This is a genomic window from Hydrogenophaga intermedia (assembly GCF_000723405.1).
Taxonomy (GTDB): Bacteria; Pseudomonadota; Gammaproteobacteria; order Burkholderiales; family Burkholderiaceae_C; genus Hydrogenophaga; species Hydrogenophaga intermedia.
Map to the genome: position 1 here is coordinate 193,196 of NZ_CCAE010000003.1, position 25,874 is coordinate 219,069.

Consider the following 25,874-nt stretch of genomic DNA (forward strand, 5'->3'; position numbering starts at 1 on the left):
GCGTCAGCTCCGTGCTTGCGCCGCCAGCGGGTCCTGCACCAGCTCGAACACCACGCCGCCGAGGTAGGCCTTGGTGATGGCGCCACGCCGTTCGGCGTGCACGGCTTCCGATTCGACGAACTCCACGCCGCGTTCGCGCAGCGCGCGAACGGCGGTCAGCACATCGCTCACGCCGATGCCGATGCGCTGCCAGGCCTCGCGCTCGTCCAGCGCGTCCACCGGTGGCTCCACCAGTTGCAGCAGGAAGCCGCTGTCGGGCCGCCGCCCCGGCACGCGCAGCAGGTGGCCCGAGGGCATGATGCCGAAGCGTTCTTCGTCGGGGATGGGTGTGGCGCCGAGCAGGGTGTCGTAGAAGGCGGTCCAGTCCTGGCTGCGCCCCAGGCCGATGTATTGCACGAGGCCGAACAGGCGCAGGTCGAACAGCGCGGGCGGGCGCGGGTCCACCCCGGGAATGGGGACGAAGTCCACGTCGTATATCGAGAAGTCGCGGTAGCGGTCGATCAGGTAGAGGCGGCTGCCGCCCACGCCGTGGATGGCGGGAATGTTGAGCTCCATGGCCTCGGGGTGCGTGGGCACCTCCCAGCCGCCGCGCGAGAGCACGTACTCGCGCGCGGCGCGGGCGTCGCGCACGCGCAGGCCCACTGCGCCGATCGTGGGCCGCGCATCGCCGTGCGCGGCACCGAGCGCGTCGATGGGGTGCGCGTTGACGACGATGTTCAGCGCGCCCTGGCGGTACAGCAGCACCTCGCGGGAGCGGTGCCGCGCCACGGGGCGAAAGCCCATCATCTCCAGCACCTGACCCAGGGCCTGTGGCTGCAGCGTGGCGTACTCGACGAACTCGACGCCGTCGAGGCCCAGCGGGTTGTGTTCGTCGCTGGTGGACGCCTGCAGCGGCTCGCGCGCGGCCGCGTCGCTCATGGATGGGTTCATGGCTTCGCCTCCTGTGGCGACGGCGGCGTGCCGTCGAGTTGAGCGAGTTCGCGCAGCCGCTCGGGCGTGGCCACCGGCAGGCCGAAGAACTCGAGGTACGCGGGAATCTGCTCGAACAGCATGTCGGTGCCCACCTGCACGCGACAGCCGCGCGCCTGCGCGGCCGACAGGAACGCGGTGAAACGCTCGCGCATCACCACCTCGCCCACGAAGGTGCGCGCGTCGAGTCGGTCGACGTCCAGCGGCAGTGGGTCGCCGGGTTCCATGCCCAGCGGCGTGGCGTTGACCACGAGGTCGAAGCCCGCCGGGTCGCGTTCGCCGGTGCTGATCTGCAGCCGGGGATAGACCGCGCGCAGGCGAGCGCTCAGGGCTTCGCTCGCCGCACCATTCGTGTCGAACAGCGCCAGATGCGCCACGCCCGCCGCCGCCAGCGAGGCGGCGATGGCCGAGCCCACGCCGCCGCTGCCCACCACGAGGGTGCTGGCCCCCTTCAGCACCAGGCCCTTGCGTTGCACGCCGCGCACGAAGCCCTCACCGTCGAACATGTCGCCGATCAGGCGGCCGTTGGGCGCGCGCTTGACCGCGTTGCAGGCGCCGGCCACCTGCGCGGTGCGCGAGACCTCGTCGAGCAGCGCCACCACGCCCACCTTGTGCGGCATGGTGATGAGCGCACCCAGCACATTGGGTGCGGCCATCAGCGGCGGCAGCAGCGCCTCGAGCGCGCCGGCGGGGCAGTCGAGTGGCACCACCACCGCGTTCGTGCCGCTGGCCGCGAACCAGGGGTTGTAGATCAGCGGCGCCTTGAAACTGTGCGTGGGGTGGCCCAGGTGGACGATCACCCGGGTGTGGCCGTCGATGCGGGGCGTGTTCATGTCGCGGCGCCCCGGTGCATCAGCCCGTGTAGCCCGCCAGACGCGGCAGGAACAGCACGAAGTCGGGCCAGAAGGTGGTGATGGCCAGCGCGATCATCATCACACCCAGGAAGGGCAGGGTGGCGCGCACCAGTGCCCCCAGGGAGACGTTGGCGATCTTGGTCATCATGAACAGCAGCAGGCCATAGGGCGGCGTGACCAGGCCGATCATGATGTTGAGCACCGCCACCACGCCGAAGTGCACCGGGTCCACGCCCAGGGCCACGGCGGTGGGCAGCAACACGGGCAGGATCACCAGGATGATGGTCGAGCCCTCGAGGAACGCGCCCAGCACCAGCAGGAGCAGGTTGGCCAGCAACAGGAAGGTGAAGGGCGAGAGCTCGAGCCCGCGCATCATCGTGCTCAGCGAGGCCGGGATGTTCTCAGACGTGATGACGAAGTTGAACACCGTGGCGCCGGCGATCAGGATGCCGATGGACACACTGGTGCGCGCGCTCTGTTGCAGCGACTGGTAGACGTCGCGCAGGCCGAGGCTGCGGTAGTAGAAGGCGGCGATCACCAGCGCATAGGCGGCGGCCACGCCGGCCGCCTCGGTGGGTGTGGTGATGCCGCTGTAGAGGCAGCCCAGCAGCAGCACCGGCATCATCAGCGCGGGCAAGGCCTCGCGCGTGATGCGCGGCAGCTCGCGCAGGGGCACCGGGTCTTCCACCGGGAAGCGGTGCCGCTTGGCCAGGTAGTGGATGAGGGCCATCTGCACCGCGCCCAGCAGCAGGCCGGGCAACACACCGGCCAGGAACAGGTAGCCGATGGAGGTGCCCGACACCAGCGCGTACAACACCAGCGGAATCGACGGCGGCAGGATGGGCCCGATGACCGCCGACACGGCCGTGAGCGCGGCGGCGAAGGACGGCGGGTAGCGACCGTCGCGCGTCATCATGGCCTGCATGAGCTTGCCCGAGCCGGCCGCGTCGGCCAGGGCCGAGCCCGACATGCTGGCGAACACCACGCTCTGCAGCACATTGACTTGCGCCAGGCCACCGGGGAAGCGCCCCACCAGCGCGTTGCACCAGCGCAGCAGGCGGTCGAGCACGCTGCCCGAGCTCATGAAACTGGCGGCCAGGATGAACAGCGGAATGGCCAGCAGCAGGTAGCTGGAGTAGGTGCTGTTGAGCAACTGCTCGGCCGCGCTGCCCATGTCCATGCCCTTGAGCCACAGGTACAGGATGGACGCGCCGATCATGGCCTGGCCGATGGGCACGCCCAGCAGGCTCAGCAGCACGATGGCCGCCACGGCCAGCGAGAAAGGACTCGTCGGATTCAAGGCATGCCCATTTCAAAGAGAGCCGATGTGCGTGGACTCGGCGGCTTCACGCCCGCGCACCGCGTTCACGATCAGCCAGAGGTGGCGCACGATGACGGCGGCGGCGAACACGAGGTAGATCGAGTACAGCCAGTCGAAGCGGATCTTCAGGTACGAGCTGCTCTCCACTTTCATGAACGTGACGTAGTCCCAGGTGGCGGGCATGGCCAGCGCGAACAGCAGCACCACGGCGATGGAGCCGAGCGAGACCAGCACACGCCGCCTGCGCGGGCCGAACATGGCCAGCAGCAGATCGATGCGGATCTCCTCCTCGTCGCGCAGCACGAAGGCCGAGCCCCAGAGGATCAGCCAGAGCCAGGCGACGAGGGAGATCTCCGCCGTCCAGCCCACGGGCAGATCGAACAGGTAACGCAGCGCGATCTGCAGGATGAAGGCGAGGAAGATGACCGCGAGCAGGAACGCGGCCACCGCCTCGGCGGCGCGGGCGAGCAGGCGCATCACTTGACGGCAGCGATCTTGTCGATGATTCCGGGGGCCCAGGCCTTCGCTTCGTCCGATGCCAAGTAAATCTTCTGCGCGTGCTCGCGGAACGCATTGATGTTGGGCACGTACACGTCCAGGCCCTGGCGCTTGAAGCCCTCGGCCAGCTCGGCCTCGCGCTTGACGTGCTCGTTGGCGCTCCAGGTGATGGCCTTGTCCACAGCCGCCTGGAAGGCCTTCTGTTTGTCGGCCGACATGGCCTGCCACGCCTTGAGGTTCATGGTGAGCAGGTCGAAGGCCACCAAGTGCGAGGTCAGCACGACCTGACCCATCACCTCGTAGAACTTCATGTTCTGCACATTGGGCAGGGGGTTGTCCTGCCCGTCCACGGTGCCGGTCTGCAGACCGGTGTAGGTCTCGGCGTAGGCCAGTGGCGTGGGGTTGGCGCCCAGCGAGCGGCCCAGCAGTTGCCAGGCGTCGCCGGCGGGCATGCGCAGCTTCACGCCGGCCAGGTCGGCCGGCACGTTGACCTTCTTCTTGCCGCGCAGGCCCACGTGGCGCGTACCGAAGAAGGTGGGGCCCAGGATCTTCACCTTGAGCTGGTCCTCCACCTGCTTCTTCATCTGCGCGCCCAGGTCGCTGGCGAAGAAGGCGTTGAGGTGGTTGGCGTCGCGGAACAGGTAGGCCGAGGTGAGCACCGACCAGGCCGGCACTTGCTTGGAGATGTCCTGCGGCGCGATGTTGCCCATCTCCAGGTTGTCGCGCTGCAGGGCCACCAGCTCGGTGCCCTGGCGGAACAGGGTGGAGTTCAGGTGGGCTTCGATGGTGTGGTCGGGCGCGATGTCCGCGCTCAGGCGCTTGATCATCTCGGCGCGGATGTCGGTGTCCGAGAACACCGCGGCGAAGCGCAGCTTGGTCTGGGCGCGGGCGCGCCGGGGCAGCAGCGCCGCGGCCGCGAGGCCGGCACCGGCGCACAGGACGGAACGTCGATCGATGGCGGTGTTCATGGTGCTTGTCTCCTTGTGTTGGCTTGTGGTGAGGAAAACGGTTCAGGCGGTGGCTGCCTCGCGCAGCCGCTGCGCGATGGCGTGCAGCGCGAGCTCGTAGCCGATGGGGCCGAGCCCGCAGATCACGCCGGTGCTGGCCAGCGAGGTGAGCGAGTCCTTGTAGGGCGCCTCGCGGCGGTGGATGTTGGTGATGTGGACCTCGATCACCGGCAGGTCCAGCGTCTTCAGTGCATCGAGCAGCGGGATGGAGCGGAAGGACAGGCCGGCGGGGTTGACGATCACCGCCGCACCGGCCGCGCGCGCCTCCTGCACCCAGTCCACCAGCACGCCCTCGTGGTTGGACTGGCGGAACACGCAGTTCAGGCCGAGCTCACCGGCCAGTGCCAGGCAGCGTTCCTCTACCTGGGCCAGCGTGGTGTGGCCATACAGGTGTGGTTCGCGCACGCCCAGCAGGTTGAGGTTGGGACCGTTGAGGATGTGGACGATGGGTCGCATGATCGGGCGTGGGGGCTTGGCCTTTGAAGGGGCCTGGCCTACAGTGATTGACGGTGTGGCGGCGATTCTTGTGCTGCCACAGGAAACACTTTCCGCACTGGAAACCCTTTCCGTATCACAAAAAAGCACAGAGACATGAACCTCGCTTTGGACCGCGGCCTCTCGCTGCTCGAACACCTGGCCCGCCACCCTGACGGCCTGCCGCTGGCCTTGATGGCCGAGGAGCTGGACATCCCCCTGAGTGCCTGCCATCGCCTGCTCGGTGACCTGCAGCACCGCGGCTACGTGCGCCAGAAGCGCAAGCAGGGCGACTACCAGCTCACCACCAAGGTGGTCGCCATCGGCCTGGGCTACCTCAGTCATGGCGGCATCGTGGACATCGCCGGCCCGCTGTTGGAGCGGCTCGCGCAACAGTCGGGTGAGCTGGTGCGCCTGTCCCTGGTGGACGACGACCGCCTGACCTTCGTGGCCAAGGCGCAGGGCGCGCGCCAGCAGGGCGTGCGCTACGACCCCGACATGGGCGCGGACGTGTGGCTGTCGTGTTCGGCCTCGGGCCACGCCTGGCTGCACACGCTCAGCGACGAGCGCGCGCTGGAGATCGTCATGCGCCAGGGCTTCGGCACGCCCAAGGACTACGGCCCCAAGGCGCCGACCACGGTGAAGGCCTTGCTGGGCTTTCTGCATGCGGCGCGCGTGCGCGGCTACGCCATGATCGATGAGGTCTTCGCGCCCGGCATGAGCGCCATGGCTGCGCCGGTGCTGCGCCGCCACGAGGCCATCGGCGTCATCAGCATCGCCGGGCCGCGCGCGCGGCTGAGCGTGGCGCGCATGCAGGAACTCGCGCCCGCGCTGCTGGCCACGGCGGCCGAGCTGGGGCCCATCAGCAACGCCTCCAGCCTGTTCGGGCGGCCGCCTCTGGGCAAAGGGTGAGCCCACGGCGCTCAGGGATTTCACGCGGCGCGGGACCTCGGGCCGCAGGTAGCATGGGACAGGAGGAACCGTGATGGACCTGTTGGACATGCCCGATACCGAGACCCTCGCGCTCTACAAGGAGATCGCGCGGCACCTGTTGTTCGCCATGGTGGCCGGCGGCCTGATCGGCCTGGAGCGCAGCTACCACGGCCGGCCTGCCGGCTTTCGCACGCACACATTGGTGTGTCTCGCGTCCAGCCTGCTGATGCTGGTGACGCTGTACCAGGGCGTCTGGTTCGAGCAGGACAGCAAGGGCACCGTGACCATGGACCCCACGCGCATGGCCCAGGGCATCATGACCGGCATCGGTTTTCTCGGCGCGGGCGTGATCTTCAAGGAAGGCCTCACGGTGCGCGGCCTCACCACGGCGGCATCGATCTGGATCACGGCCTCCATCGGCGTGCTCATGGGTATCGGCTTCTACTTCCCAGCCATTCTGGCCACCGTGCTCACGCTGGTTTCGCTGGTGCTGCTGCACCGGGTGGAGCGTTTCGTGCCCACGCACACCTACGCGCAACTCAATGTGCGTTTCGACCGCCAGAAGACCATGCCCGAGGCCGATCTGCGCCAACTGCTCAAGGAGCATGGCTTCACCATCGCCAACCTGAGCTATCGGCTGGAAGAGGGCAACGCCTTCGAGTACCGCATGATGCTGCGCACCATGCGGCCGAAGAACCTGGCGGTGCTGGCGCGCTCGCTGGGTGCGCTCAAGGTGGTGGAGCAGTTCCGCCTCTCGCCCACCGGCGACTGAGCGCATTCAGACCATGTAGCGGTCCCAGTAGCCGGCCTGGGGCTCGATCTGCTCGACCACGTCCACCCACAGGCCCGAGGGGTCGCGGAAACCGAAGCGGCGCTGGCCGAAAGCCTCGTCGGTAAGCGGCAGGCCCACGCTGCCGCCGCGCGCCACGAAGTCCGCGTGCGCGGCCTTCGCATCGACCACCTGCAGTTCGAAGCACAGGCCCAGGCCGCTGAAGGTCTCGGGCCCGGGCGGGGCCGACGGGTGATCGGGCGACATGAAGGCCAGTGAGGCGCTGCCGTCTTCGCTGCACAGCCAGACGAACCAGCTGCTGGCGAAACCGCACGACCAGCCCAGGCGCTGCTCCCAGAAGGCCTGGCAGGCGCGAATGTCGGGCGTCACGACGATGGGGTAGTGGTCCTGGTAGCGGGGCTTGGTGTCCATGGGGGAAACTCCTTGGGTTTTGAATAAAACAGACAGTCGGTCTGTTTGTTCAATGTAAAATACCGACAGACTGTCTGTCAATGATGTTCCTGGTCAAGGAGAGCCTCCATGAAGAACGCCGAACGCGCCAGCGCCACCCGTGCGCGCCTGATCACCGTGGCGCGCCAGATGTTTGGCGCCCAGGGTTATGCCGGCACCGCCACCGAGGCCGTTCTGCAGGAGGCCGGCGTGGCGCGTGGGGCGCTGTATCACCACTTCGCCGACAAGGCCGCGCTGTTCGAGGCCGTGTGCCTGGCGGTGTGCGAGGACATCGTGCCGGCGGTGGACGAGGCCGCTGCCGCGCGGCGCGAGCCGCTGGACGCGCTGGTGCACGGCTCCATCCGCTGGATCGAGAAAACCTCGGAACCCGAGGCGCGGCGCATCCTCATGATCGACGCGCCCACGGTGCTGGGCTGGGCGCGTTGGCAGGCGCTGGACGACCGCCTGAGCCAGGCCTCGCTGGCGGCGGGCATGAAGGCCGCGATCGCGGCCGGGGCGCTGCGTTTCGACTGCCGCCTGGAGTTGGCGGTGGCGATGATGAATGGCGCGCTCAATGCGCTGGCGCTGCGCGTGAACGCGCCCGAGGCGCCGGTGCCACCGCGCGAGTGGCGGCGCGCGGTGCGCGCCCTGTGGGCCGCGCACGCGGTGCAGGCGGGCTGAGCCGCCTCAGAAGCCCTCGAGCACCACCTTGCCACGGGCCTTGCCCGATTCGATCAGCGCGTGCGCGCGCTTGAGGTTCTCGGCGTTGATGGCGCCGAAGCGCTCGGCCAGCGTGGTGCGGATCAGGCCTGCGTCCACCAGCGCGGCCACCTCATTGAGCAGGCGGTGCTGGCCAATCATGTCGGGCGTCTGGAACAGCGAGCGCGTGAACATCAGCTCCCAGTGGATGGAGACGGCCTTGCGCTTGAACAGCGTGGCGTCGAGCGAAGCCGGGTCATCGATGAGCCCGAACTTGCCCTGCGGCGCGATGGCCTCGGCGATTTGCGGCAGGTGCTGTTCGGTCTGCGTGAGGCTCACGATGAGGTCCACCGTGGGGTGGCCGATGCGCTTGAGTTCCTCGGTGATCGGCTTCGAGTGATCGATCACGTGGTGCGCGCCGAGCGAGCGCACCCACGCCTGCGTCTCGGGCCGCGAGGCGGTGCCGATCACGGTGAGGCTGGTCAGGCGGGTGGCGAGCTGCGTGAGGATGGAACCCACGCCACCCGAGGCGCCGATGATCAGCAGCGCCTGGTCCGTCGGGGCTTTGCCGGGCACCACGCCGAGGCGATCGAACAGCATTTCCCAGGCGGTGATGGCCGTGAGCGGCAGCGCGGCGGCCTCGGCGAAATCCAGCGAGGCCGGCATGTGGCCCACGATTCGCTCGTCCACCAGGTGGAGCTCGCTATTGGTGCCAGGCCGTGCGATGGAGCCGGCGTACCAGACACGGTCGCCGGGTTTGAATAGCGTGACCTCGGGGCCCACGGCCTTCACGACGCCGCTGGCGTCCCAACCCAGCACCTTCCATTCCTGGCCTGGTGCGGGCGCCGCGCTGCGGCGCACCTTGGTGTCCACGGGGTTGACCGACACGGCCTTCACTTCGACCAGCAGGTCGTGGCCGATGGCGATGGGGTCGGGCAGGGTGATGTCGACGAGGGCGTCAGGCGCGGTGATGGCCTGGGGCTGGCGGTAGGCGATGGCTTTCATGGAAGGGCTCCTGTAGGGATGACCGCACTGTGCCGTGCCGAGGCTTGCAAATGAAGCAGGTAAAAATGGGTTCTGTTTCAAGCAGGAATTGAAAATGGCCTCCCTCAACGAATTGCAATTCCTGGTGCGCGCGGGCCGTGCCGCCAGCCTGTCCGACGCGGCGCGCGCCATGGACATCTCGCCCGCCGCGGCCAGCGCCCTGGTGAAGCGGCTGGAGGCCGAACTGGGCCTGCGCCTGTTCGTGCGCTCGACGCGCAGCCTGCGGCCCACGGCCGAAGGCCAGGCCTTCCTGCAGCGTTGCGAGCAGGGCCTGGAGATCATCGAGAACGCGCGCGAAAGCCTGCTCGCGGGCCGCGACGTGATCCGCGGCACCCTGCAGCTTTCTCTGCCCTCCGACCTGGGCCGCAACGTGGTACTGAAGTGGCTGCACGAATTCGGTCGCCGTTACCCCGAGGTGCGGTTTCGCCTGCAGTTCTCCGATCGCCTGGCCGAGGTCTACCGCGAGCCGGTGGACATCGCGCTGCGCTATGGCGAGCCAGCTGACTCGGGGTTGATCGCCCTGCCCGTGGCGCCCGACAACCGGCGCGTGCTGTGCGCCTCGCCGGCCTATGTGAAGGCGCACGGTGCGCCCGCGCACCCGCGCGAGCTGGCGCAGCGCAACTGTCTGTGCTTCCAGTTGAGCGAGCGCACGCACGACCGCTGGCGCTTCTCGCGCAGCAAGGAATCGTTCGCGGTGGATGTGGCCGGTGGCGTGATGTGCGACGACGGCGATGCCGTGCGCCGGCTGGCGTTGGCGGGCGCGGGGATTGCCTATAAGTCGCGCCTGGACGTGGCCGAGGATCTGCGGCGCGGCGGCCTGGTGCCGCTGTGTGAAGCCTGGCGCGGCGAGAGCGCTCCGCTGTATCTGGCCTGCGCTGACCGCAGCCAATTGCGTCCCGTGGTGCGCCTGCTGCGCGAGTTCCTGGTCGAGCGCTTCGCGGCCCTGGCCTGAGCCGACGCGGCGACACCCGTCCGTTTGCCGATTGTCACCAACCTCCGCTTGACGAACATACCAACTGGTCGGTAATCTCCGATGCCTTGCCGAAATCGCCCCGGAGAACGTTCATGGACGCCCCCACCCTCAGCTCCCGCGACCGGCTGCTTCAGGCGGCCATGACGCTGGTGCGCACCAAGGGCTACACCGCCACCACGGTGGACGACCTCTGCGCCGCCACCGGCCTCACCAAGGGCGCGTTCTTCTATCACTTCAAGACCAAGGAAGACATCTTCGTCGCCGCCGCGCAGCGCTTCGGCGAAGACGCCGACGCGCTGTTTCGCCGCGCGGGGTACATGGACAAAGCCGATCCTCTGCAGCGCCTGCTGGGTTATGTCGATTTCCGTATCGAGCTGCTGCAGGGCGAGATCGCCGAGATCACTTGCGTGCTCGGCACGTTGGTGCAGGAGGTGCACATCACCCACCCCACCATCCGCGAGGTCTGCGACCGCCACATCACCGCCAACGCGGACCTGGTGACCGAGATGGTCGTGGCCGCCAAGCGCCAGCACGTGCCGCGCGCGCGCTGGAGCGCCGAGGCCCTGGGCCTGTACGTGCAGGCCGTCATTCAAGGCTCCCTGCTGCTGGTCAAGGCCCGGCAGTCGATCGAGCCCGCGGTGGAGTGCCTGCGCGTGCTGCGCCGCCACCTCGAACTGCAATTCCTTCCCACCCCCGTCAAGGAGACAGTGAAATGAGCTACGTCGATGGATTCATGGCCCCCGTGCCCGCCGCCAACCGCGATGAGTACCTGAAGCACTGCAAGGACGCCGCGGCCGTCTTCAAGGACTACGGCGCCACGCGCGTCGTCGAAACCTGGGCCGACGACGTGCCCGAGGGCAAGGTCACCTCCATGCCCATGGCGGTGAAGCTCGAAAAGGACGAGGTCGTCGTTTTCTCCTGGGTCGTCTGGCCGTCCAAGGCCGTGCGCGACGCCGGCTGGGAAAAGATCATGGCCGACCCCCGCATGCAACCGGACCGCGCCCCCATGCCGTTTGATGCCAAACGCATGATCTACGGCGGCTTCAATGTGATCCTCGATGTCTGAACACACCACTCCCGCGCCCGCCCGGGCCACCAGCCGCGACTGGCTGGGCCTGGCGGTGATCGCGCTGCCCTGCATGGTCTATGCGATGGACATGACCGTGCTCAACCTCGCGCTGCCCGTGCTCAGCGCCGAGCTGCGGCCCAGCGCCGCGCAACTGCTGTGGATGGTCGACATCTACAGCTTCCTGGTGGCGGGCTTTCTCATCACCATGGGCAATCTCGGCGACCGCATCGGCCGGCGCAAGCTGCTGCTGATCGGTGGTGCGGCCTTCGGCGGGGCCTCGCTCATCGCGGCCTTCTCCACCAGCGCCGAGATGCTGATCGCCATGCGCGCGCTGCTGGGCGTGGCCGGCGCCACGCTCGCGCCATCCACCATGTCCCTCATCCGCAACATGTTCCACGACGAGGAGCAGCGCCGCTTCGCCATCGGCGTGTGGATCGCGAGCTTTTCCATGGGCGCGGCCATCGGCCCGCTGGTGGGCGGTGCGTTGCTGCAGTGGTTCCACTGGGGTTCGGTGTTCCTGGTGGCGGTGCCGGTGATGGTGTTGCTGCTGGTGCTGGGCCCGCTCGTGCTGCCCGAGTTCAAGGACCCGGACGCGGGCCCGATCGATCTGGCGAGCGCGCTGCTGTCCTTGTGCGCGGTGCTCGCGGCGGTCTACGGCATCAAGACCATTGCCACCGACGGCTTCGTGCTCGCGGGCCTGCTGCCGCTGGTGGTGGGCGTGGCCCTGGGCTGGGCGTTCGTGCGCCGCCAGTCGCGCCTGGCGCACCCGCTGCTGGACATCGCGCTGTTTCGGCAGCCGCGCTTCGCGGCGGCGCTGGCGGCGTACGCGCTGGCCTGCCTGGCCATGTTCGGTGTGTACATCTTCATCACGCAGTACCTGCAGGTGGTGCGCTCGCTCGATCCGCTGAGCGCGGGCCTGGTGACGCTGCCCTGGGCGCTGGCCTTCGTGTTCGGCTCGCTGGGCGCGCCGCGCCTGGCGAGTTGGTTCGCGCCGGTGCGCATCCTCATCGGCGGCCAGGTGGCGGCGGTGATCGGCTTCCTGATGCTGCTGATGGTGGACACCGGCACGGGCCTGCCCTGGTTGGTGGCGGGTACGGTGGTGATGAGCCTGGGCATGGCGCCGGTGTTCACGCTGGGCAACGAGATCATCATCACCTCGGCCCCGCCCGAGCGCGCGGGCGCGGCCTCGGCACTGTCGGAGACGGCGTCCGAACTGAGTGGTGCCTTGGGCGTGGCCTTGCTGGGCAGCCTGGGCGTGGCCTGGTACCAGGCGCGCGTGGGCGCGGGCATGCCGGCGGCGCTGCCCGCGCCGGCCGCTGATGCGGCGCGTGACACGCTGGCGGGCGCGCTGCACGCGGCGGGTTCGCTGGGCGGCGCCGATGGCCCGCTGTTCGCCGCGCTGGCGCGCGGGGCGTTCGTCGAGTCGCTGCACCTGGTCACGCTGGCCGGCGCGGCGGTGATCGCGGCGGCCTGCCTGATGACGGCGCTGTTGCTGATGCGCCGGCCGGTGGCGACAGTGGCCTGAGGCACGGCACGGCACGGCACGGCGCGCCGCGCTCACCGTGCGCGCAGCAGGGTCTCGATCTCGCGCACCGCGCTGCCCAGGCCGTCTTCGGCGCGCAGGGCCGCGCCCAGATCGGCGGCCCGCGCCCGCATGCCGAGCGATTGCGCGTCGTCGAGCGCGCGGGCCAGCGCATCGGCCTGCAGTGCGTGGCCTTTGGGTGAGCGCGGTGCCACGCCCGCGCGGCGCAGGCGCTCGGCCCAGAAGAACTGGTCGCCCGCGAAGGGGAGCACCACCGAGGGCACGCCCGCGCGCGCGGCCGAGTGGCTCGTGCCGCTGCCGCCGTGGTGCACCACCGCGGCGGTGCGGGGGAACAGCCAGTCGTGAGGCGTGTCGCCGATCAGGTGGACGTTGGGCGGCAGCCCGTTCGTGTCGGTGCCGCTCCAGCCGGGGTAGAACAGCGCGCGGCGCGACCCGATGGCCGCGAGCAGCATGCGTAACAGGGCCTGCGGATCGAAGCCCGTCATGCTGCCGAAACCCAGGTAGACCGGCGCTTCGCCGGCGTCGAGGAAGGCCTTCAGGTCGGCCGGCGGTGTCCATTGCGTGGCCGGCCGCGTCCATTGCCCGCACAGGCGCGCGTTGGCGGGCCAGTCGGCGGGCGTGGGTAGCAGGTGCGGCGAGACGCCGTACAGCATCGGGTGCCCGCTCCAGCCCCGCCGCCGCGCGGGCATGCCGCCCACGCTTTCGCGCGCGGCGTTGGTGGCGCCGCGGAAGGCGCGCCACAGCACCGCGTTGACGAGGTGGTGGCTGGCGCGGTTGAGCCACCGCGGCACGCGCGGCGGCAGAAAGGGCGAAGGAAAGGCCGCCGTCGGCGTGATGGGGATCAGGCTCAGGCCCACGAGCGGCAGGCGCAGCCGCTCGGCCACCGACAGGCCCACGAAGGAGATGAGGCCCGAGACCAGCAGTGCGTCGCAGTCGCGCGCGGCGTCCAGGGTCTGGCGCATCCAGTCCGCCGTGTGGCGGTTGGCCAGGGCGGCCAGGGCGCGCGCGGTGGCGTTCAGGTCGGACTTGCCGGCCACCGCCGAGGCGATGCCGCCCCGGATGTCGCCGGCCAGCGCGTCGTGGGGCACGCCCAGGGCGCGGGCGCTGTCCAGCGTGCCGCCATCGGCCAGCAGGCGGACGTCGTGGTCCGCGTCCATGAGCGCGCGGCACAGCGTGGCGATGGGGCGCGTGTCGCCTTCGGTGCCGTAGGTGAGAGCGAGCAACTTCATCGCGCGGCCTTGCGGCGGGGCCAGTGGGGCGGCGTGGTGGCGGCACCGCGCACGAACAGGTCGAGCGCGACACCGAGTTCCTGGCGCAGGTCCAGCCCCGGCGTGTTCAGCCAGCGCAGCAGCGCACCCAGGCACAGGTGGTGGAAGAGCGCGGCCAGGTGGCCGGCGTCGATGTCTTCGCGCAGCACCCCGTCGGCCTGGCTCTGGCGGATCAGTTGGGCGTAGACGTCGACCACGTCGTTCGTGCCGTCGGTGCCCAGGTCGGGCGTGGGGGTGCGCACGTCGAGGAAGCGTTGCCGCAGGTAGGGCGGCAGGTAGACGCGGTGCGATTCGGCCCAGTGGGCCATGCTGTCAAGCAGGACACCGATGCCTTCGGGCATCCCTGTGCCCGAAGGCCAGGGGGCTGTCAGGCCGCCCAGGTCGTCGGCCAACTGGTGGTGGATGGCGCAGACCAGAACCGCGTCCTTGGTGGCGCAGTGGTTGTAGAGCGTGGCCTTGGCCACACCGGCGGCCTCGGCGATCTGCTCCATGGTCACGGCCTCATAGCCGTCGCGTTCGAACAGTTGCCAGGCCGTGGCCGCGATCAGGGCCAGGGTGCGCTGGCGCTTGCCACCGGGGCGCGGGGATGGGGTGGTGGTCATGAGATGAAAATTGGACGAAGTACAAAATCATACAACGTCCAGAAATTGATTGACCTCAGTGGAAATCCCGGCTCTCCGTCGCCAGCCGCCCCAGCAGCGGCGTCAGGTCCTCCAGCCGTCCGGCGATCAGGTTGCACAGCGGTCCTTCGCGCTGCCACACGCCGTGCACCGCCAGCAGCCGCGCGTGCAGCAGCGCGGCGCGCTGGCGTTCGCGCACGTGGCGCCAGACGATCACCTGCACCGTGCCGGTCTCGTCTTCCAGTGACACGAAGATGGTGCCGTTGGCCGTGCCCGGCTGCTGGCGCACGGTGACGATGCCGCAGGCGCGCGCGAAGCGCTTGTCGGGCAGGGTCTTGAGTTCCTCGGCCGTCATCAGGCGCCGCGCTTTCAACTGCGGCCGCAGCAGGGCCAGCGGGTGGCGGCGCAGCGTCAGGCGCGTGGCGGCGTAGTCCCAGACGATGGCTTCGCCCTCGGGCGCGGGCGGCAGTTCGATGGGCAATTCGTTCACCGGTGCGTGGCGCAGCAGCGCGGGCGGCGTGCGCAGGCCCGCCGCGTCCCACATCTGCTGGCGCCGGTGACCGGAGAGGCCGATCAGCGCGTCGGCCGCGGCCAGGGCCTGCAGTTCGCGCTGGTCCAGGCCCGCGCGCTGCGCGAGGTCTTCGGCGTCGCTGAAGGGTGCGTCGCGGCGCGCGACGGCGATGCGATCGGCCGCCTCGCGCGACAGACCGCTCACGCGGTTGAGGCCCAGGCGCACCACGGGTTCGTGCGGCGGGCCTTCCAGCGTGCAGTCCGGGTCGCTGTGGCACACGTCCACTGCGCGCACCACCACGCCGTGGCGCTGCGCGTCCTGCACCAGTTGGCTGGGCGTGTAGAAGCCCAGCGGCTGGCTGTTGAGCATGGCGGCCAGGAAGGCAGCCGGGTGGTGGCGCTTGATCCAGCAGGAGTCGTAGACCAGCAGCGCGAAGCTGGCGGCGTGGCTTTCGGGGAAGCCGTAGTCGGAGAAACCGTGGATCTGCTGGTAAATGCGTTCGGCGAATTCGGCCGAGTAGCCGTTGCCGGTCATGCCCTTGACGATCTTCTCGTGGTACTTGTGCAGGCCGCCCTTGCGCTTCCACGCGGCCATGGCCCGGCGCAGCTCGTCGGCCTCGCCGGCGGTGAAGCCGGCGGCGATCATGGCCAGTTGCATCACCTGTTCCTGGAACACGGGCACGCCCAGGGTGCGTTCGAGGGCAGGCTTGAGTTCGTCCTTCTCGTAGTGAACCGGCTCCTTGCCCTGCCGCCGGTTCAGGTAAGGGTGCACCATGCCGCCCTGGATGGGCCCGGGCCGCACGATCGCCACCTCGATCACCAGGTCGTAGAACACCCGGGGCCGCAGGCGCGGCAGCATGCTCTGCTGCGCGCGACTCTCGATCTGGAACACACCGACGGTGTCGGCCGCGCAGATCATGTCGTAGGTGGGGTCGTCGCCGTCGGGAATGTCCTGCAATTCAAAAGGCCGGCCCAGGCACTGGCCGATGAAGACCAGCGCCTTGCGCAGCGCGGTGAGCATGCCCAGGGCGAGCACGTCGACCTTGAGCAGGTTCAGGGCCTCGAGGTCGTCCTTGTCCCACTCGATCACGGTGCGGTCTTCCATGGCCGCGTTCTCCACTGGCACGATGCGCGTGAGCCGGTCCTGCGTGAGCACGAAGCCACCCACGTGCTGCGAGAGGTGGCGCGGGAACCCCGACAGCTCGCCGATGGCCTCGCCCGTGAGCACGCCGACGAGGTCGATGAGCTGGCGCACGGCCAGGTCGTCGGGTTGCAGGCCCACGGCCAGCAGACGCTCGGCCGAGGGCGTGCGGCCGTCGAACCACTGCTGTTCCTTGGCGAGGCGGTCGATCGCCCCGGCGTCGAAGCCGAGCGCCTTGCCGACGTCGCGGATGGCGCTGCGCCGGTGGTAGGTGATGACGGTGGCGGCCAGCGCGGCGCGCTCGCGGCCGTACTTGTTGTAGAGGTACTGGATCACCTCCTCGCGCCGCTCGTGCTCGAAGTCGATGTCGATGTCGGGTGGTTCGTTGCGCTCCTTGCTGAGGAAGCGCTCGAACAGCACGGTCTGGCGCGCGGGGTCCACCTCGGTCACGCCCAGGCAGTAGCAGACCGCCGAGTTGGCCGCGCTGCCGCGGCCCTGGCACAGGATCTTCTCGCCGCGCGCGAAGCGAACGATGTCAGCCACGGTGAGGAAGTAGTGCTCGTAGCGCAGCTCGGCGATGAGGGCGAGCTCGTGTTCGATCTGCGCGCGCACCTTGTCGGGCGTGCCGCCGGGCCAGCGCCGCGCCGCGCCCTGTTCGGTGAGCGCGCGCAGGTGCTGCGCGGGTGTGCGGCCTTCGGGCACCACCTCGGCCGGGTACTGGTAGCGCAGCTCATCGAGCGAGAAACCGCAGAGCCCGGCCACGCGCAGGGTTTCGGCGAGCAGATCGGCCGGGTAGGTGGTGGACAGGCGCAGGCGCGATCGCAGGTGGCGCTCGGCGTTGGGCTGCAACTGCCGGCCGCAGGCGGTGAGTGGTTGGCCCAGGCGCGTGGCGCTGAGCACGTCCTGCAGCGCCTGGCGCGAGCGAACGTGCATCAAGGCATCACCCGTGGCCACGAGCGGGATGGCGCTGAGCTCGCTCGTCTCGCGCAGACGAGCCAGCCAGGCCTCGTCGTCGAGCTGGCGAAGCAGCGTTACCGCGAACCAGCAGCGCCCGCTGAAGCCGGTGAGCAACCAGCGCGCGACATCGAGCAGACGCGGCAGGGGCGTGCCGCGATCGGGCGCGGCGAGCAGCAGGCAATCGCCCAGCGCGCCCGGTTCGATGTCGGCGAGGTGCAGGCGGTACTCGCCTTTCTTCGGGCTGGCGCGGCGCAGCCGCGTGATGAGTTCGCACAGGTTGCCGTAGCCCGCGCGGTTCTGCGCCAGCGCCACCAGCGTGAAGGGCGCGTCGTGCACGCGGAACTGCGCGCCGATGATCAGCGGCAGGCCTTGTGCCTTGGCCTCGACGTGCGCGCGCACCACGCCGGCCATGGAGCATTCGTCGGCAATGGCCAGCGCGGCGTAGCCCAGTTGCGCGGCGCGGCGCACCAACTCCTGCGGGTGGCTGGCGCCGCGCAGGAAGCTGAAGTTGCTGAGGCAGTGCAGCTCGGCGTAGGCGGGCAGGGCAGATGGCGTGTTCATGCGAAGACCCCATGCAGGTACCAGGCACCGTCTTCATCGGCCAGGCGCTCCTGGAACACCCACAGCACGCCGGCCTGCTCGTCGAGCGCGACGAAGTAGTCGCGTTGCGCGTGGCGGTGCTGCGCGCCGTCGGTTGCGCGGTCCCACCAGCCGCCTTCCACGCGGTGCGGCCCGGCGATCAGGAGCAACACGCTGCGGTACATGGGCCGATGCCCGCGCACCGGCAGTCGCAGCGGCTGGGGCAGCACCCAGCTCGGCTGTGGCGTGCGGTCGGGCAGGTGGTCGTGGGGGTGGGGCGCGGGCCGTGCGCGCGGCAGGGGCTCGCCCACGGGTTGCCAGCGCTGCATGTGTTCGAGCCGGTGGTCGTCCAATGGCACGGGCCGCAGCACGCGCGGTGCGCCCAGGCGCGCGGCGATGCGCTCCAGCGTCTCGTCCAGCGCGGTGTCGGCCGTGCCGTCGTCGGGCAGCAGCGAGGCGCTGGGTGGCGCCAGCGGCTGCGTGTCCAGGGCCTCCAGTTCCAGGTCGCCCACGGGCGCCAGCAGTTCGGTGCGCGCCAGGTGCTCGGCGAGCAGGCGCGCCAGGTGCTCGATGCGCCGTGTGGGCGTGCGCGTGCGCAGCACCAGTTCACCGCCTTCTCCGGCGGCGCGTGAACGCATCGCGTCGTGCGCCCAGCGCAGCGCGAAGGCCGTGACGCCCCGGTGCCGCGCGGCCAGCCAGCCGCACAGGCGCAGCAGCAGGCGGTGCGCGCCGTGCATGAGCGCGGGTGCGTCCTCCACGCGCGACATCAGCTCCAGCCGCGCGAGGAAGGTCTCGGGCGGCGCGAGCCAGCGCTGCGGTTCGGGGCGCTGGCCGTGGGCCTGGTCCAGCGCCTCCAGCAGTGCGGCGTCGAAGCGCCGGCCCAGGCCGCCACGCGGCAGGCGGCGCACGTCGCCCAGGGTGCGGCAGCCCAGGCGCGCCAGCGTGCCGCGGTGCGGCGCCACGGCGCCGAGCGTGTCCAGGGGCAGTCGGTCCAGGGCCGGGGAGAGCGGGGTCTCGGCGCCATCGACACCCGCGCGCGCAAAGGCCAGCGCGGCCAGGCCGGTGGGGGCCCAGCCGATGCGATGGATGCCGAACTCGGCCATCGCCGCCTCGCGCACGCGCTCGCGCAGCGCGGGGCGGCCACCGAACAGGCGCAGGCTGGCCTCCAGCTCCATCAGCACGGCGCCCTCGACGCTGGCCACCCGGGGCGTGAACTGCAGCGCCCAGGTGCCCAGCGCGGCCAACCGGGCGCCCATCGCGTCCGCCGCCTCAGGCGCGCTGGTGCTGTCGCCGTTCGCTTCGGGCAGGAGCAGTGCGGCCCACCACATCGGCGGCCTCCTCGGATTCAGGGACCCAGCGGCCCGGCGTGCGCATGCGCGGCGTGAGCACGGCGTCCAGCCCGCCCGGCACCGAAGGCAGGCGCAACTCGCCTTCGTGCGGCGGGCCCTTGCGCTTGAACACGCGAACGCGCAGGGCCCAGTCGGCGTCGTGCCGCACCAGCAGGCGCAGCGGCGCGGGCGAGGCCTGGCCTTGCGTGGCCTGCGGGCGAAACAGCAGCACCAGGCCATCGTTGCCCTGCGCGCTCACCTGCAGGCGGCGCAGGGCTTCGGGGTGGGCCTGCGGCAGCCAGGCCAGCAGCGCGCCGCAGGCGTTGGCGCGGATGAGCTGCTCGCTCGCCCACAGGCGCTCGGCCTCGCTGTCGGCCTGTACCCAGATCAGTTGGCGCGCCGGCAATCCCAGGCGCTGCAGACCGGGGCTGTGCGGTGTCCAGGGCGGGCCGACCAAGGCCAGGCAACGGCCGGCCAGTTGCGGCAGGCAGGGCGCCAGCAGGCGCCATTCGTGCGCGCCGGGCCGGGCCTGCAGCACCTCGGTGAGCGCGCGGCAGGGCCAGCCGCCGCCGGGCAGCTCGCGGTCCAGTGCAGCCCAACCTGAAGTGAGCACTCGCGAAATGGGTGCACCAAGCTCATGGCCGCGCCAGAGGGCGTCGGCCACGCGGCGCGGCCAGGGCGCCGCGGGCGGGGTGGGGGCCGAGGGCTCGGCCGAAGGGGAGGACATGGCATCGTGATACTGTATGCACGTACAGTATCACGACTCACGATTCCCTGACGGATGGCCGGGCGTGACGCCTGGTACATCCGCCGGGCGGCGGCAGCGGGCCTTAGCGCGCCGGCTGGCTCTGCTGCGCCGCCAGCTGCTCACGCAGTCGGTCTTCCATCTCGCGCAGCGCGGGCGTGAAGGCCTCGCCGAAGTCCTCGGCCTCGTAGATGCGGCGGATCTCGATCTCCGAGTCGCCGCGCATGGGGTTGGGGCAGCGCTTGGCCCAGTCGATGGCCTCTTGCAGCGAGGCGCATTGCCAGATCCAGAAGCCGGCGACCAGCTCCTTGGTCTCGGCGAAGGGGCCGTCGACCACGCGGCGGTTCTTGCCCGAGAAGTGCACGCGCGCGCCCTTGGAGCTGGGGTGCAGGCCCTCGCCCGAGACCATGACGCCAGCGTTCACGAGTTCTTCATTGAAGCGGCCCATCTCGGCGAATTCTTCCTCGGTGGGCATCACGCCCGCTTCGCTGTCGGCGGTGGCCTTGATCATCACGATGAAACGCATGGGGTTCTCCTGTGTGTTGATGGATACGTCGCAATAGCGGCATTGCATCCACACGACGGCCAGGATCCACCGGGATCGACAGGCTGGCCCTGAGCCCGCCCCGGGCGCCGACGAACGGCGTCCCTGCCCGCTTCAGGCCGCCTCGGCGCGCAGTGCCCTGGCCGCCGCCACCATGTGCGTCAGCGCGGGAATCACCTCGTGCCATTGGCGCGTTTTCAGGCCGCAGTCCGGGTTCACCCACAGGCGCTGCGCCGGGATGCGCTCGGCCGCCTTCTTCATCAGTTGTTCGATGTGTTCCTGCGTCGGGATGTTGGGCGAGTGGATGTCGTACACGCCCGGGCCGATCTCGTTCGGGTACTCGAAGTCCTCGAAGGCCTCGAGCAGCTCCATGTCCGAGCGCGAGGTCTCGATGGTGATCACGTCGGCGTCCATGCCGGCGATGGCCTCGATGATGTCGTTGAACTCCGAGTAGCACATGTGGGTGTGGATCTGGGTCTCGTCGCGCACGCCGTTGGCGGTGATGCGGAAGGACTCCACGGCCCAAGCCAGGTACTCCTGCCATTGCGCCTTGCGCAGTGGCAGGCCCTCGCGCAACGCGGCCTCGTCGATCTGGATCACGCGCACGCCGGCCTTCTCCAGATCCAGCACCTCGTCGCGCATGGCCAGTGCCAGTTGTTTGCACGAGACCGAGCGCGGCTGGTCGTCGCGCACGAAGGACCAGTTGAGGATGGTGACCGGGCCGGTGAGCATGCCCTTCATGGGCCGTTGCGTCAGCGACTGTGCGTAGGTGATCCACTCCACCGTCATCGCCTTCGGGCGGCTGATGTCGCCGAACAGGATGGGCGGCTTCACGCAGCGCGAACCATAGGACTGCACCCAGCCGAACTGGCTGAAGGCGTAGCCCTGGAGTTGCTCGCCGAAGTACTCGACCATGTCGTTGCGCTCGGCCTCGCCGTGCACCAGCACGTCCAGGCCCAGGGCCTCCTGCTCGCGCACGCTGCGTTGAATTTCGGCCTTCATCGCCGCTTGATACGCTGCGTCATCGAGCCGGCCGGCCTTGTGCTCGCTGCGCGCGTGGCGGATCTCGGCCGTCTGTGGGAAGGAGCCGATGGTGGTGGTGGGGTAGAGCGGCAGCTTGAGGAAGGCGGCCTGTTTGGGGGCGCGTTTCACGTAAGCGCTGTCGCGCTGGCCCAGGCGGGCACCGATCTTCGCGACCGCGGCCTGCACGGCGGGCTTGTGCACGCGCGGTGAGGCGCGGCGGGCGGCCAGCGCGGCGCGGTTGGCGTCCAGCGCGTCCCGCGCGGCGGCGCGGCCCTCGCGCAGCGCGGTGGCGAGCACGCGCAACTCGTCGAGCTTCTGCACCGCGAACGCGAGCCAGGACTGGAGTTCGGCGTCGAGCTTCTGCTCGCTGCGCAGGTCCACCGGCACGTGCAGCAGCGAGCACGAGGGCGCGATCCACAGCCGATCCCCCAGGCGCTCGGCGATGGGTTCCAGCCAGTTCAGGACCGCGTTGAGGTCGGTCTTCCAGATGTTGCGGCCGTCGATCACGCCCAGCGACAGCACCTTGTGCGCGGGCAGCAGGTTGAGCACGGGCAGCACGTCCTCGCGGCCGCGCACGGCGTCGATGTGCAGGCCGGCCACGGGCAGGTTGGCCGCGAGGTAGCCGTTCTCCAGCAGCGGGCCGAAGTAGGTGGCCAGCAGCAGCTTGACCTTGCTGGTCTTGAGCTGGTGGTAGGCGGTGTTGTACGCGTGGCGCCAGTGTTCGTCGAGCTCGGTGACCAGCAGCGGTTCGTCGATCTGCACCCACTCCACGCCTTGCGCGGCCAGGGTGTCCAGCAGTTGCGTGTAGACGGCCAGCAGCGCCGGCAGCAGCGTGAGCTTGTCGGTGCCGTCTTTGGACTTGCCGAGGGAGAGGTAGGTGACGGGGCCCACGATCACGGGCTTGGCTTTCACGCCTTGCGCGCGCGCTTCGGCCAGTTGGTCGAGCAGGCGGGAGGCGTCGAGCGTGAAGCTGGTGCCGGCGTCGAACTCGGGGACGATGTAGTGGTAATTGGTGTCGAACCACTTGGTCATCTCGCCGGCGGCCACGCCGCCGCAGCAGGCGGTGTGGTCGTCGGTGCTCTGCGCGCTTCGGCCGCGCGCCACGCGGAAGTAGTTGTCCAGTGCGTCGCCATGGAAGCCGCGCACGCGCGCCGGCAGGTTGCCTAGGGTGAAGCTCATGTCGAGCACCTGGTCGTAGAAGGAGAAGTCGCCCACGGGAACGAGGTCGAGGCCGGTCTGCTCGGCCCAGTGCTGCTGGCGCAGGTGCGCGCCTTCGGCCTGCAGTTGCTCGCGCGACGACTGGCCCTTCCAGTACGCCTCCTGGGCGAACTTCAATTCACGTTTCGCGCCGATGCGGGGGAAGCCGAGGTTGTGTGCGGTGACCATGAGCAATGCCTTGTGCGATGGGATGTCAAGGCCGGCATGGTGTCCGCTCGATCCATGAAAGTAAAATGGTCATTTATCAACAATCGATCGAAATTGTTCATGGATAGAAAATGCTCGAACGTTCGCACCTGACCATCATCCAGGCGGTGGAGCGCGAGGGCACGCTCACCGCCGCGGCGGATGTGTTGCACACCACCCAGTCCGCGCTGAGCCACACCATGCGCAAGCTGGAACAGCAGCTCGGCACGGACGTGTGGCACCGCGAGGGTCGCAGCCTGCGCCTGACGCAGGCGGGCCAGTACCTGCTGGCCGTGGCCACGCGTGTGCTGCCGCAGTTCACCCAGGCCGAGGAGCGCGTGCGCCAGTTCGCGCAGGGCGAGCGCGGCGCGCTGCGCATCGGCATGGAATGCCACCCGTGTTACCAGTGGCTGTTGAAGGTGGTGTCGCCCTATCTGGCGCGCTGGCCCGACGTGGACGTGGACGTGAAGCAGAAATTCCAGTTCGGCGGCATCGGCGCGCTGTTCGGCTACGAGATCGACCTGCTGGTGACACCCGACCCGCTGCACAAGCCCGGCCTGCACTACGAACCGGTGTTCGACTACGAGCAGGTGCTGGTGGTGGGCGCGAAGCACCCGCTGGCGCAGGCGGCCTACGTGAAGCCCGCGCAGCTCACGAACGAGGTGCTGATCACCTACCCCGTGGCCACCGACCGGCTCGACGTCTACACGCAGTTCCTGCAGCCGGCGGGCATCACGCCGCGCCAGCACAAGACCATCGAGACCACCGACATCATGTTGCAGATGGTGGCCAGCGGCCGCGGCGTGGCGGCGCTGCCGCGCTGGCTGGCCGAGGAGTACGCGGGCAAGATGAAGGTGGTGCCGGTGCGCCTGGGCAAGCAGGGCATCGCCAAGCAGATCCACCTCGGCGTGCGCGAGGCGGACCTGGAGATCGACTACCTCAAGGGCTTCATTGCGCTGGCGCGCGAGCCGGCGGCCGGCCCGCGGCCAAAGCCGGCGCGCGCGCCACGGCCCTAGAACTTCAGCCGTGCGCCCACGTAGAGCGAACGCGGTGCGCCCGGCGTGAGGATGGCGTCGTTCGCCCCCGCCCGGTCGCGCACGCTGAACATGGACACGTACTGCTTGTCGCCCAGGTTGCGCGCTTCGGCGAACACCTCCCAGTCCTTGGCGGTGAAGCCCGCGCGCAGGCCCCACAGGGTGTAGGAGTCGACCCGGTAGGTGTTGGCGAAGTCGGCCCAGCGGCTGCTCACCACATCCAGGGTGGGGCCGGCGAAGAAGCCGCTGGCGTGGCGATAGATCATTTCCGCTCGCAGCGCGAGCTTCGGTGCCGCCGGCAGCGTGTTGTTGCCGTAGAGCGGATCGTTGCGGAAGCGGAAGTGGTTGAGCGTGAGGTTGACCAGGGGTTCGAGTCGGTGCCGGCCGCTGTGGCCCATGGCGAAGCTGCCGCCCACCTGGGCTTCCACGCCGGCGTGCACCGTGTCGTCGGCGTTGATCGACAGGCTGGTGCCGGGCGCGGTGGGGTCGTCACGCGAGAGGATCTCATTGCGCAGCTTCGTGTAGTACACGGCCAGGTCCCAGTTCCAGCGGTTGCCGCCGCCCAGGGCCTTCTGGCCACGCGCACCCACCTCGAACACCGTGCCACTCATGGCGTCGAGCAGGGTGTTGGGCGGGCCACCGGGGGTTTCGTCTTCCAGCTCGTACAGAGTGGGCGCTTCATACACGCGGCTGATGTTGGCGAACAGCTGTGCGTCGGGCGTGAGCTGACGGATCAGGCCCACGCGCGGGTTGAGGCTGTCGTAGTCGCCCTCGAGGTTGGAGGTGGCGACCTCGCGGCGGGTCGTCACCGCCTGGGCGCCATAGACCAGCGTCCAGTTCGGCGCGAACTGCCAGCGGTCCATCACGAACAGCTCCAGGTTGTCGGCCTTGTTGTCGACCACGGCGAAGCGCGTCCGCGCGCCGCCGGGCGTGTAGCTGTCGTTGCCGCCGTCCACGGTGGTCTGGGCCCAGTTCAGGCCGACCAGCAGGTCGTGCGCGCCCATGCGGCGCTGGTAGCGCACCGTGCTGCCCACGGTGCGCTGCTCGGTGTCGATGAGCAGCGAGAAGAATGGCGGCGCGTAGACGATGGGGTGGAAGAGCTGCTGGTTCTCGACCGACAGACCGACCGTGAGTTGGCTGTCGGCGTCGATGTCCCACACCGTCTTGTTGGCCAGGCGCCAGGTCTTGACGTTGTACTGGTAGTCGCCGGCGATGGCCTCGGCCGAGCCCTGGCGCGGGTTGTCCAGCCACTGCTGGCGCGTCAGGCCACCGGGCAGTTCCTGGTCGTTGTCGATGGCGCTGAGGTAGACGCGTGTGCTCACGCGGTCGCCGAGCTGCCAGCCGCCGTTGGCGTACAGGCTGGTGCGTTCCTGTTGCTGGTGTCCGCGAAAGCCGTCGTAGCGTCGCGTCTCGGCGGTGACCAGGCCGTCGAATGCGCCGCTGACGGTGCCGAGGGTGACCCGTCCCTGGCGCTCGCCGAAGCTGCCGGCGCCGACCAGCACTTCATTGGGCGCGCCGTCGCGCGCGGTGGGCGTGATGAAGTCGATCGCGCCGCCCAGGGTGCTGGCGCCGTAGGTGAGCGCGTTGGCGCCGCGCGCCACGATGGCGTAGCGCGCCGACATCGGATCGACGTCGCGGTTGTGGTTGTTGCCGTCGGCCGCGCTCACGGGCAGGCCGTCCTGCAGCATGCGCATGCCGTTGCCGTCGTAGTTGGTGGCGTCCAGGTTGGAGCCGCGGCTGGAGAGGAAGACGGAGTCGCCGGTGGAGCCGCCCGCAGCCCACAGGCCGGGCGTGTAGCGCAGCATGTCGGCGAGGTTGCTGACGCCGCGCTGGCGCAGGCTGTCGCCATCGATGAGCGAGACGCCGCCGGGGGTGAGGGCCTGTTCGGCCTGCAGCGCTTCGCGCGTGGGATCGGCCGCTTTGTCGGCCTTGATGGTGATGGTGGGCAACTGGCCCGCGGCCTGTGGGGATGGGGCGGGTTGGGCCCATGCGCAGGGGGACAGCACGGCCGCGCACAGCGCAGCGCATGACGGACGGTTCATGTGTGTTCTTTCGGTGTTCGGGACGACGGGCGCGCGCGGCCAGCCACGCGACGTGGCCGTGCGGGCGGAGCGGGGG

Annotated in this window: 24 protein-coding genes; 8 read left to right on the forward strand and 16 right to left on the reverse strand. The window is 69.6% G+C overall.

Annotated features, from left to right (window positions below; translation table 11 throughout):
- Window positions 1–3 precede the first annotated feature (3 nt).
- The 6 genes from BN948_RS03845 to BN948_RS03870 are packed head-to-tail and all read right to left on the reverse strand — an operon-like array spanning window position 4 to window position 5,105.
- A complete protein-coding gene (locus BN948_RS03845) occupies window positions 4–930 on the reverse strand; it encodes a VOC family protein (RefSeq protein WP_009517272.1) in 927 nt (308 codons plus the stop codon).
- Window positions 927–1,802, reverse strand: coding sequence for a shikimate dehydrogenase family protein (locus BN948_RS03850; protein WP_009517271.1), 876 nt, complete (start codon window positions 1,800–1,802; stop codon window positions 927–929). The genes BN948_RS03845 and BN948_RS03850 overlap by 4 nt, the downstream gene beginning before the upstream one ends.
- A 19-nt stretch (window positions 1,803–1,821) precedes the next feature.
- Window positions 1,822–3,123, reverse strand: a complete 1,302-nt coding sequence (locus BN948_RS03855; RefSeq protein ID WP_035620451.1) for a TRAP transporter large permease — start codon at window positions 3,121–3,123, stop codon at window positions 1,822–1,824.
- Window positions 3,124–3,135: 12 nt separating this feature from the next.
- A complete protein-coding gene (locus BN948_RS03860) occupies window positions 3,136–3,621 on the reverse strand; it encodes a TRAP transporter small permease (protein ID WP_009517269.1) in 486 nt (161 codons plus the stop codon).
- Window positions 3,621–4,610 (reverse strand): TRAP transporter substrate-binding protein DctP, encoded by a 990-nt coding sequence (gene dctP / locus BN948_RS03865; protein WP_009517268.1) that lies wholly within the window; start codon window positions 4,608–4,610, stop codon window positions 3,621–3,623. The genes BN948_RS03860 and dctP overlap by 1 nt, the downstream gene beginning before the upstream one ends.
- Window positions 4,611–4,652: 42 nt before the next feature.
- Window positions 4,653–5,105: a type II 3-dehydroquinate dehydratase gene (locus BN948_RS03870; protein ID WP_009517267.1), complete on the reverse strand. Its 453-nt coding sequence runs from the start codon at window positions 5,103–5,105 to the stop codon at window positions 4,653–4,655.
- 135 nt (window positions 5,106–5,240) lie between these two features.
- On the opposite strand from BN948_RS03870, the gene BN948_RS03875 reads away from it, so the two are divergent.
- Both BN948_RS03875 and BN948_RS03880 read left to right on the forward strand, forming a co-directional pair.
- Complete coding sequence (locus BN948_RS03875; RefSeq protein WP_009517266.1) at window positions 5,241–6,035, forward strand: IclR family transcriptional regulator; 795 nt, start codon at window positions 5,241–5,243, stop codon at window positions 6,033–6,035.
- Window positions 6,036–6,108: 73 nt separating this feature from the next.
- Complete coding sequence (locus BN948_RS03880) at window positions 6,109–6,828, forward strand: MgtC/SapB family protein (RefSeq protein ID WP_009517265.1); 720 nt, start codon at window positions 6,109–6,111, stop codon at window positions 6,826–6,828.
- Window positions 6,829–6,834: 6 nt separating this feature from the next.
- On the opposite strand, the gene BN948_RS03885 is transcribed toward BN948_RS03880, so the two are convergent.
- Window positions 6,835–7,257 (reverse strand): VOC family protein, encoded by a 423-nt coding sequence (locus BN948_RS03885; protein WP_009517264.1) that lies wholly within the window; start codon window positions 7,255–7,257, stop codon window positions 6,835–6,837.
- A gap of 108 nt (window positions 7,258–7,365) precedes the next feature.
- Between BN948_RS03885 and BN948_RS03890 the strand changes: the two genes are divergently transcribed.
- Window positions 7,366–7,956: a TetR/AcrR family transcriptional regulator gene (locus BN948_RS03890; protein ID WP_009517262.1), complete on the forward strand. Its 591-nt coding sequence runs from the start codon at window positions 7,366–7,368 to the stop codon at window positions 7,954–7,956.
- Window positions 7,957–7,962: 6 nt separating this feature from the next.
- Here BN948_RS03890 and BN948_RS03895 read toward each other — a convergent pair whose 3' ends face one another.
- Window positions 7,963–8,979 (reverse strand): zinc-binding alcohol dehydrogenase family protein, encoded by a 1,017-nt coding sequence (locus BN948_RS03895; protein WP_009517261.1) that lies wholly within the window; start codon window positions 8,977–8,979, stop codon window positions 7,963–7,965.
- A 94-nt stretch (window positions 8,980–9,073) separates the two neighbouring features.
- Between BN948_RS03895 and BN948_RS03900 the strand changes: the two genes are divergently transcribed.
- From BN948_RS03900 to BN948_RS03915, 4 genes are all read left to right on the forward strand, one after another.
- Complete coding sequence (locus BN948_RS03900; RefSeq protein ID WP_009517259.1) at window positions 9,074–9,970, forward strand: LysR family transcriptional regulator; 897 nt, start codon at window positions 9,074–9,076, stop codon at window positions 9,968–9,970.
- A gap of 113 nt (window positions 9,971–10,083) precedes the next feature.
- Entirely contained in the window at window positions 10,084–10,707 is a 624-nt protein-coding gene (locus BN948_RS03905) for a TetR/AcrR family transcriptional regulator (RefSeq protein ID WP_009517258.1), read from the forward strand.
- Window positions 10,704–11,057 carry a DUF1428 domain-containing protein gene (locus BN948_RS03910; RefSeq protein ID WP_009517257.1) on the forward strand — a complete coding sequence of 118 codons (354 nt, stop codon included), beginning with the start codon at window positions 10,704–10,706 and terminating at the stop codon, window positions 11,055–11,057. Before BN948_RS03905 ends, BN948_RS03910 begins: the two co-directional genes overlap by 4 nt.
- Window positions 11,050–12,585: an MFS transporter gene (locus tag BN948_RS03915; protein ID WP_009517256.1), complete on the forward strand. Its 1,536-nt coding sequence runs from the start codon at window positions 11,050–11,052 to the stop codon at window positions 12,583–12,585. Before BN948_RS03910 ends, BN948_RS03915 begins: the two co-directional genes overlap by 8 nt.
- 32 nt (window positions 12,586–12,617) lie before the next feature.
- On the opposite strand, the gene BN948_RS03920 is transcribed toward BN948_RS03915, so the two are convergent.
- The 7 genes from BN948_RS03920 to metE all read right to left on the reverse strand — a co-directional run bounded on the left by BN948_RS03920 (window position 12,618) and on the right by metE (window position 22,704).
- Entirely contained in the window at window positions 12,618–13,832 is a 1,215-nt protein-coding gene (locus tag BN948_RS03920) for a glycosyltransferase (RefSeq protein ID WP_009517255.1), read from the reverse strand.
- Window positions 13,829–14,473, reverse strand: a complete 645-nt coding sequence (locus BN948_RS03925) for a TetR/AcrR family transcriptional regulator (protein WP_009517254.1) — start codon at window positions 14,471–14,473, stop codon at window positions 13,829–13,831. Before BN948_RS03925 ends, BN948_RS03920 begins: the two co-directional genes overlap by 4 nt.
- Before the next feature lie 55 nt (window positions 14,474–14,528).
- Window positions 14,529–17,660, reverse strand: coding sequence for an error-prone DNA polymerase (locus BN948_RS03930; protein ID WP_009517253.1), 3,132 nt, complete (start codon window positions 17,658–17,660; stop codon window positions 14,529–14,531).
- Entirely contained in the window at window positions 17,657–19,006 is a 1,350-nt protein-coding gene (locus BN948_RS03935; protein ID WP_009517252.1) for a Y-family DNA polymerase, read from the reverse strand. The genes BN948_RS03930 and BN948_RS03935 overlap by 4 nt, the downstream gene beginning before the upstream one ends.
- Window positions 18,948–19,733 carry a translesion DNA synthesis-associated protein ImuA gene (gene imuA / locus BN948_RS03940; RefSeq protein WP_009517251.1) on the reverse strand — a complete coding sequence of 262 codons (786 nt, stop codon included), beginning with the start codon at window positions 19,731–19,733 and terminating at the stop codon, window positions 18,948–18,950. Before imuA ends, BN948_RS03935 begins: the two co-directional genes overlap by 59 nt.
- A gap of 103 nt (window positions 19,734–19,836) precedes the next feature.
- Window positions 19,837–20,277, reverse strand: a complete 441-nt coding sequence (locus BN948_RS03945; RefSeq protein WP_009517250.1) for a YciI family protein — start codon at window positions 20,275–20,277, stop codon at window positions 19,837–19,839.
- Between the two features lie 132 nt (window positions 20,278–20,409).
- Window positions 20,410–22,704: a 5-methyltetrahydropteroyltriglutamate--homocysteine S-methyltransferase gene (metE, locus tag BN948_RS03950; protein ID WP_009517249.1), complete on the reverse strand. Its 2,295-nt coding sequence runs from the start codon at window positions 22,702–22,704 to the stop codon at window positions 20,410–20,412.
- Between the two features lie 110 nt (window positions 22,705–22,814).
- Here metE and BN948_RS03955 point away from each other — a divergent pair, with 110 nt between their 5' ends.
- Window positions 22,815–23,738, forward strand: coding sequence for a LysR family transcriptional regulator (locus tag BN948_RS03955; protein WP_009517248.1), 924 nt, complete (start codon window positions 22,815–22,817; stop codon window positions 23,736–23,738).
- On the opposite strand, the gene BN948_RS03960 is transcribed toward BN948_RS03955, so the two are convergent.
- Window positions 23,735–25,798 (reverse strand): TonB-dependent receptor family protein, encoded by a 2,064-nt coding sequence (locus BN948_RS03960; protein WP_035620456.1) that lies wholly within the window; start codon window positions 25,796–25,798, stop codon window positions 23,735–23,737. The two genes, BN948_RS03955 and BN948_RS03960, sit on opposite strands and share 4 nt — an antisense overlap.
- Window positions 25,799–25,874: the final 76 nt, after the last annotated feature.

Excerpts from the sequence above, each read along its gene's own strand:
- BN948_RS03880 (WP_009517265.1), top strand. The coding sequence starts at position 6,109 with ATGGACCTGTTGGACATGCCCGATACCGAGACCCTCGCGCTCTACAAG.
- BN948_RS03955 (WP_009517248.1), top strand. The coding sequence starts at position 22,815 with ATGCTCGAACGTTCGCACCTGACCATCATCCAGGCGGTGGAGCGCGAG.
- BN948_RS03850 (WP_009517271.1), bottom strand. The coding sequence starts at position 1,802 with ATGAACACGCCCCGCATCGACGGCCACACCCGGGTGATCGTCCACCTG.
- BN948_RS03960 (WP_035620456.1), bottom strand. The coding sequence starts at position 25,798 with ATGAACCGTCCGTCATGCGCTGCGCTGTGCGCGGCCGTGCTGTCCCCC.
- BN948_RS03890 (WP_009517262.1), top strand. The coding sequence starts at position 7,366 with ATGAAGAACGCCGAACGCGCCAGCGCCACCCGTGCGCGCCTGATCACC.
- BN948_RS03875 (WP_009517266.1), top strand. The coding sequence starts at position 5,241 with ATGAACCTCGCTTTGGACCGCGGCCTCTCGCTGCTCGAACACCTGGCC.
- BN948_RS03870 (WP_009517267.1), bottom strand. The coding sequence starts at position 5,105 with ATGCGACCCATCGTCCACATCCTCAACGGTCCCAACCTCAACCTGCTG.
- BN948_RS03915 (WP_009517256.1), top strand. The coding sequence starts at position 11,050 with ATGTCTGAACACACCACTCCCGCGCCCGCCCGGGCCACCAGCCGCGAC.
- BN948_RS03860 (WP_009517269.1), bottom strand. The coding sequence starts at position 3,621 with ATGCGCCTGCTCGCCCGCGCCGCCGAGGCGGTGGCCGCGTTCCTGCTC.
- BN948_RS03935 (WP_009517252.1), bottom strand. The coding sequence starts at position 19,006 with ATGTGGTGGGCCGCACTGCTCCTGCCCGAAGCGAACGGCGACAGCACC.
- BN948_RS03845 (WP_009517272.1), bottom strand. The coding sequence starts at position 930 with ATGAACCCATCCATGAGCGACGCGGCCGCGCGCGAGCCGCTGCAGGCG.
- metE (WP_009517249.1), bottom strand. The coding sequence starts at position 22,704 with ATGGTCACCGCACACAACCTCGGCTTCCCCCGCATCGGCGCGAAACGT.
- BN948_RS03900 (WP_009517259.1), top strand. The coding sequence starts at position 9,074 with ATGGCCTCCCTCAACGAATTGCAATTCCTGGTGCGCGCGGGCCGTGCC.
- BN948_RS03910 (WP_009517257.1), top strand. The coding sequence starts at position 10,704 with ATGAGCTACGTCGATGGATTCATGGCCCCCGTGCCCGCCGCCAACCGC.
- BN948_RS03945 (WP_009517250.1), bottom strand. The coding sequence starts at position 20,277 with ATGCGTTTCATCGTGATGATCAAGGCCACCGCCGACAGCGAAGCGGGC.
- BN948_RS03895 (WP_009517261.1), bottom strand. The coding sequence starts at position 8,979 with ATGAAAGCCATCGCCTACCGCCAGCCCCAGGCCATCACCGCGCCTGAC.
- BN948_RS03905 (WP_009517258.1), top strand. The coding sequence starts at position 10,084 with ATGGACGCCCCCACCCTCAGCTCCCGCGACCGGCTGCTTCAGGCGGCC.
- dctP (WP_009517268.1), bottom strand. The coding sequence starts at position 4,610 with ATGAACACCGCCATCGATCGACGTTCCGTCCTGTGCGCCGGTGCCGGC.
- BN948_RS03930 (WP_009517253.1), bottom strand. The coding sequence starts at position 17,660 with ATGAACACGCCATCTGCCCTGCCCGCCTACGCCGAGCTGCACTGCCTC.
- imuA (WP_009517251.1), bottom strand. The coding sequence starts at position 19,733 with ATGTCCTCCCCTTCGGCCGAGCCCTCGGCCCCCACCCCGCCCGCGGCG.
- BN948_RS03885 (WP_009517264.1), bottom strand. The coding sequence starts at position 7,257 with ATGGACACCAAGCCCCGCTACCAGGACCACTACCCCATCGTCGTGACG.
- BN948_RS03920 (WP_009517255.1), bottom strand. The coding sequence starts at position 13,832 with ATGAAGTTGCTCGCTCTCACCTACGGCACCGAAGGCGACACGCGCCCC.
- BN948_RS03925 (WP_009517254.1), bottom strand. The coding sequence starts at position 14,473 with ATGACCACCACCCCATCCCCGCGCCCCGGTGGCAAGCGCCAGCGCACC.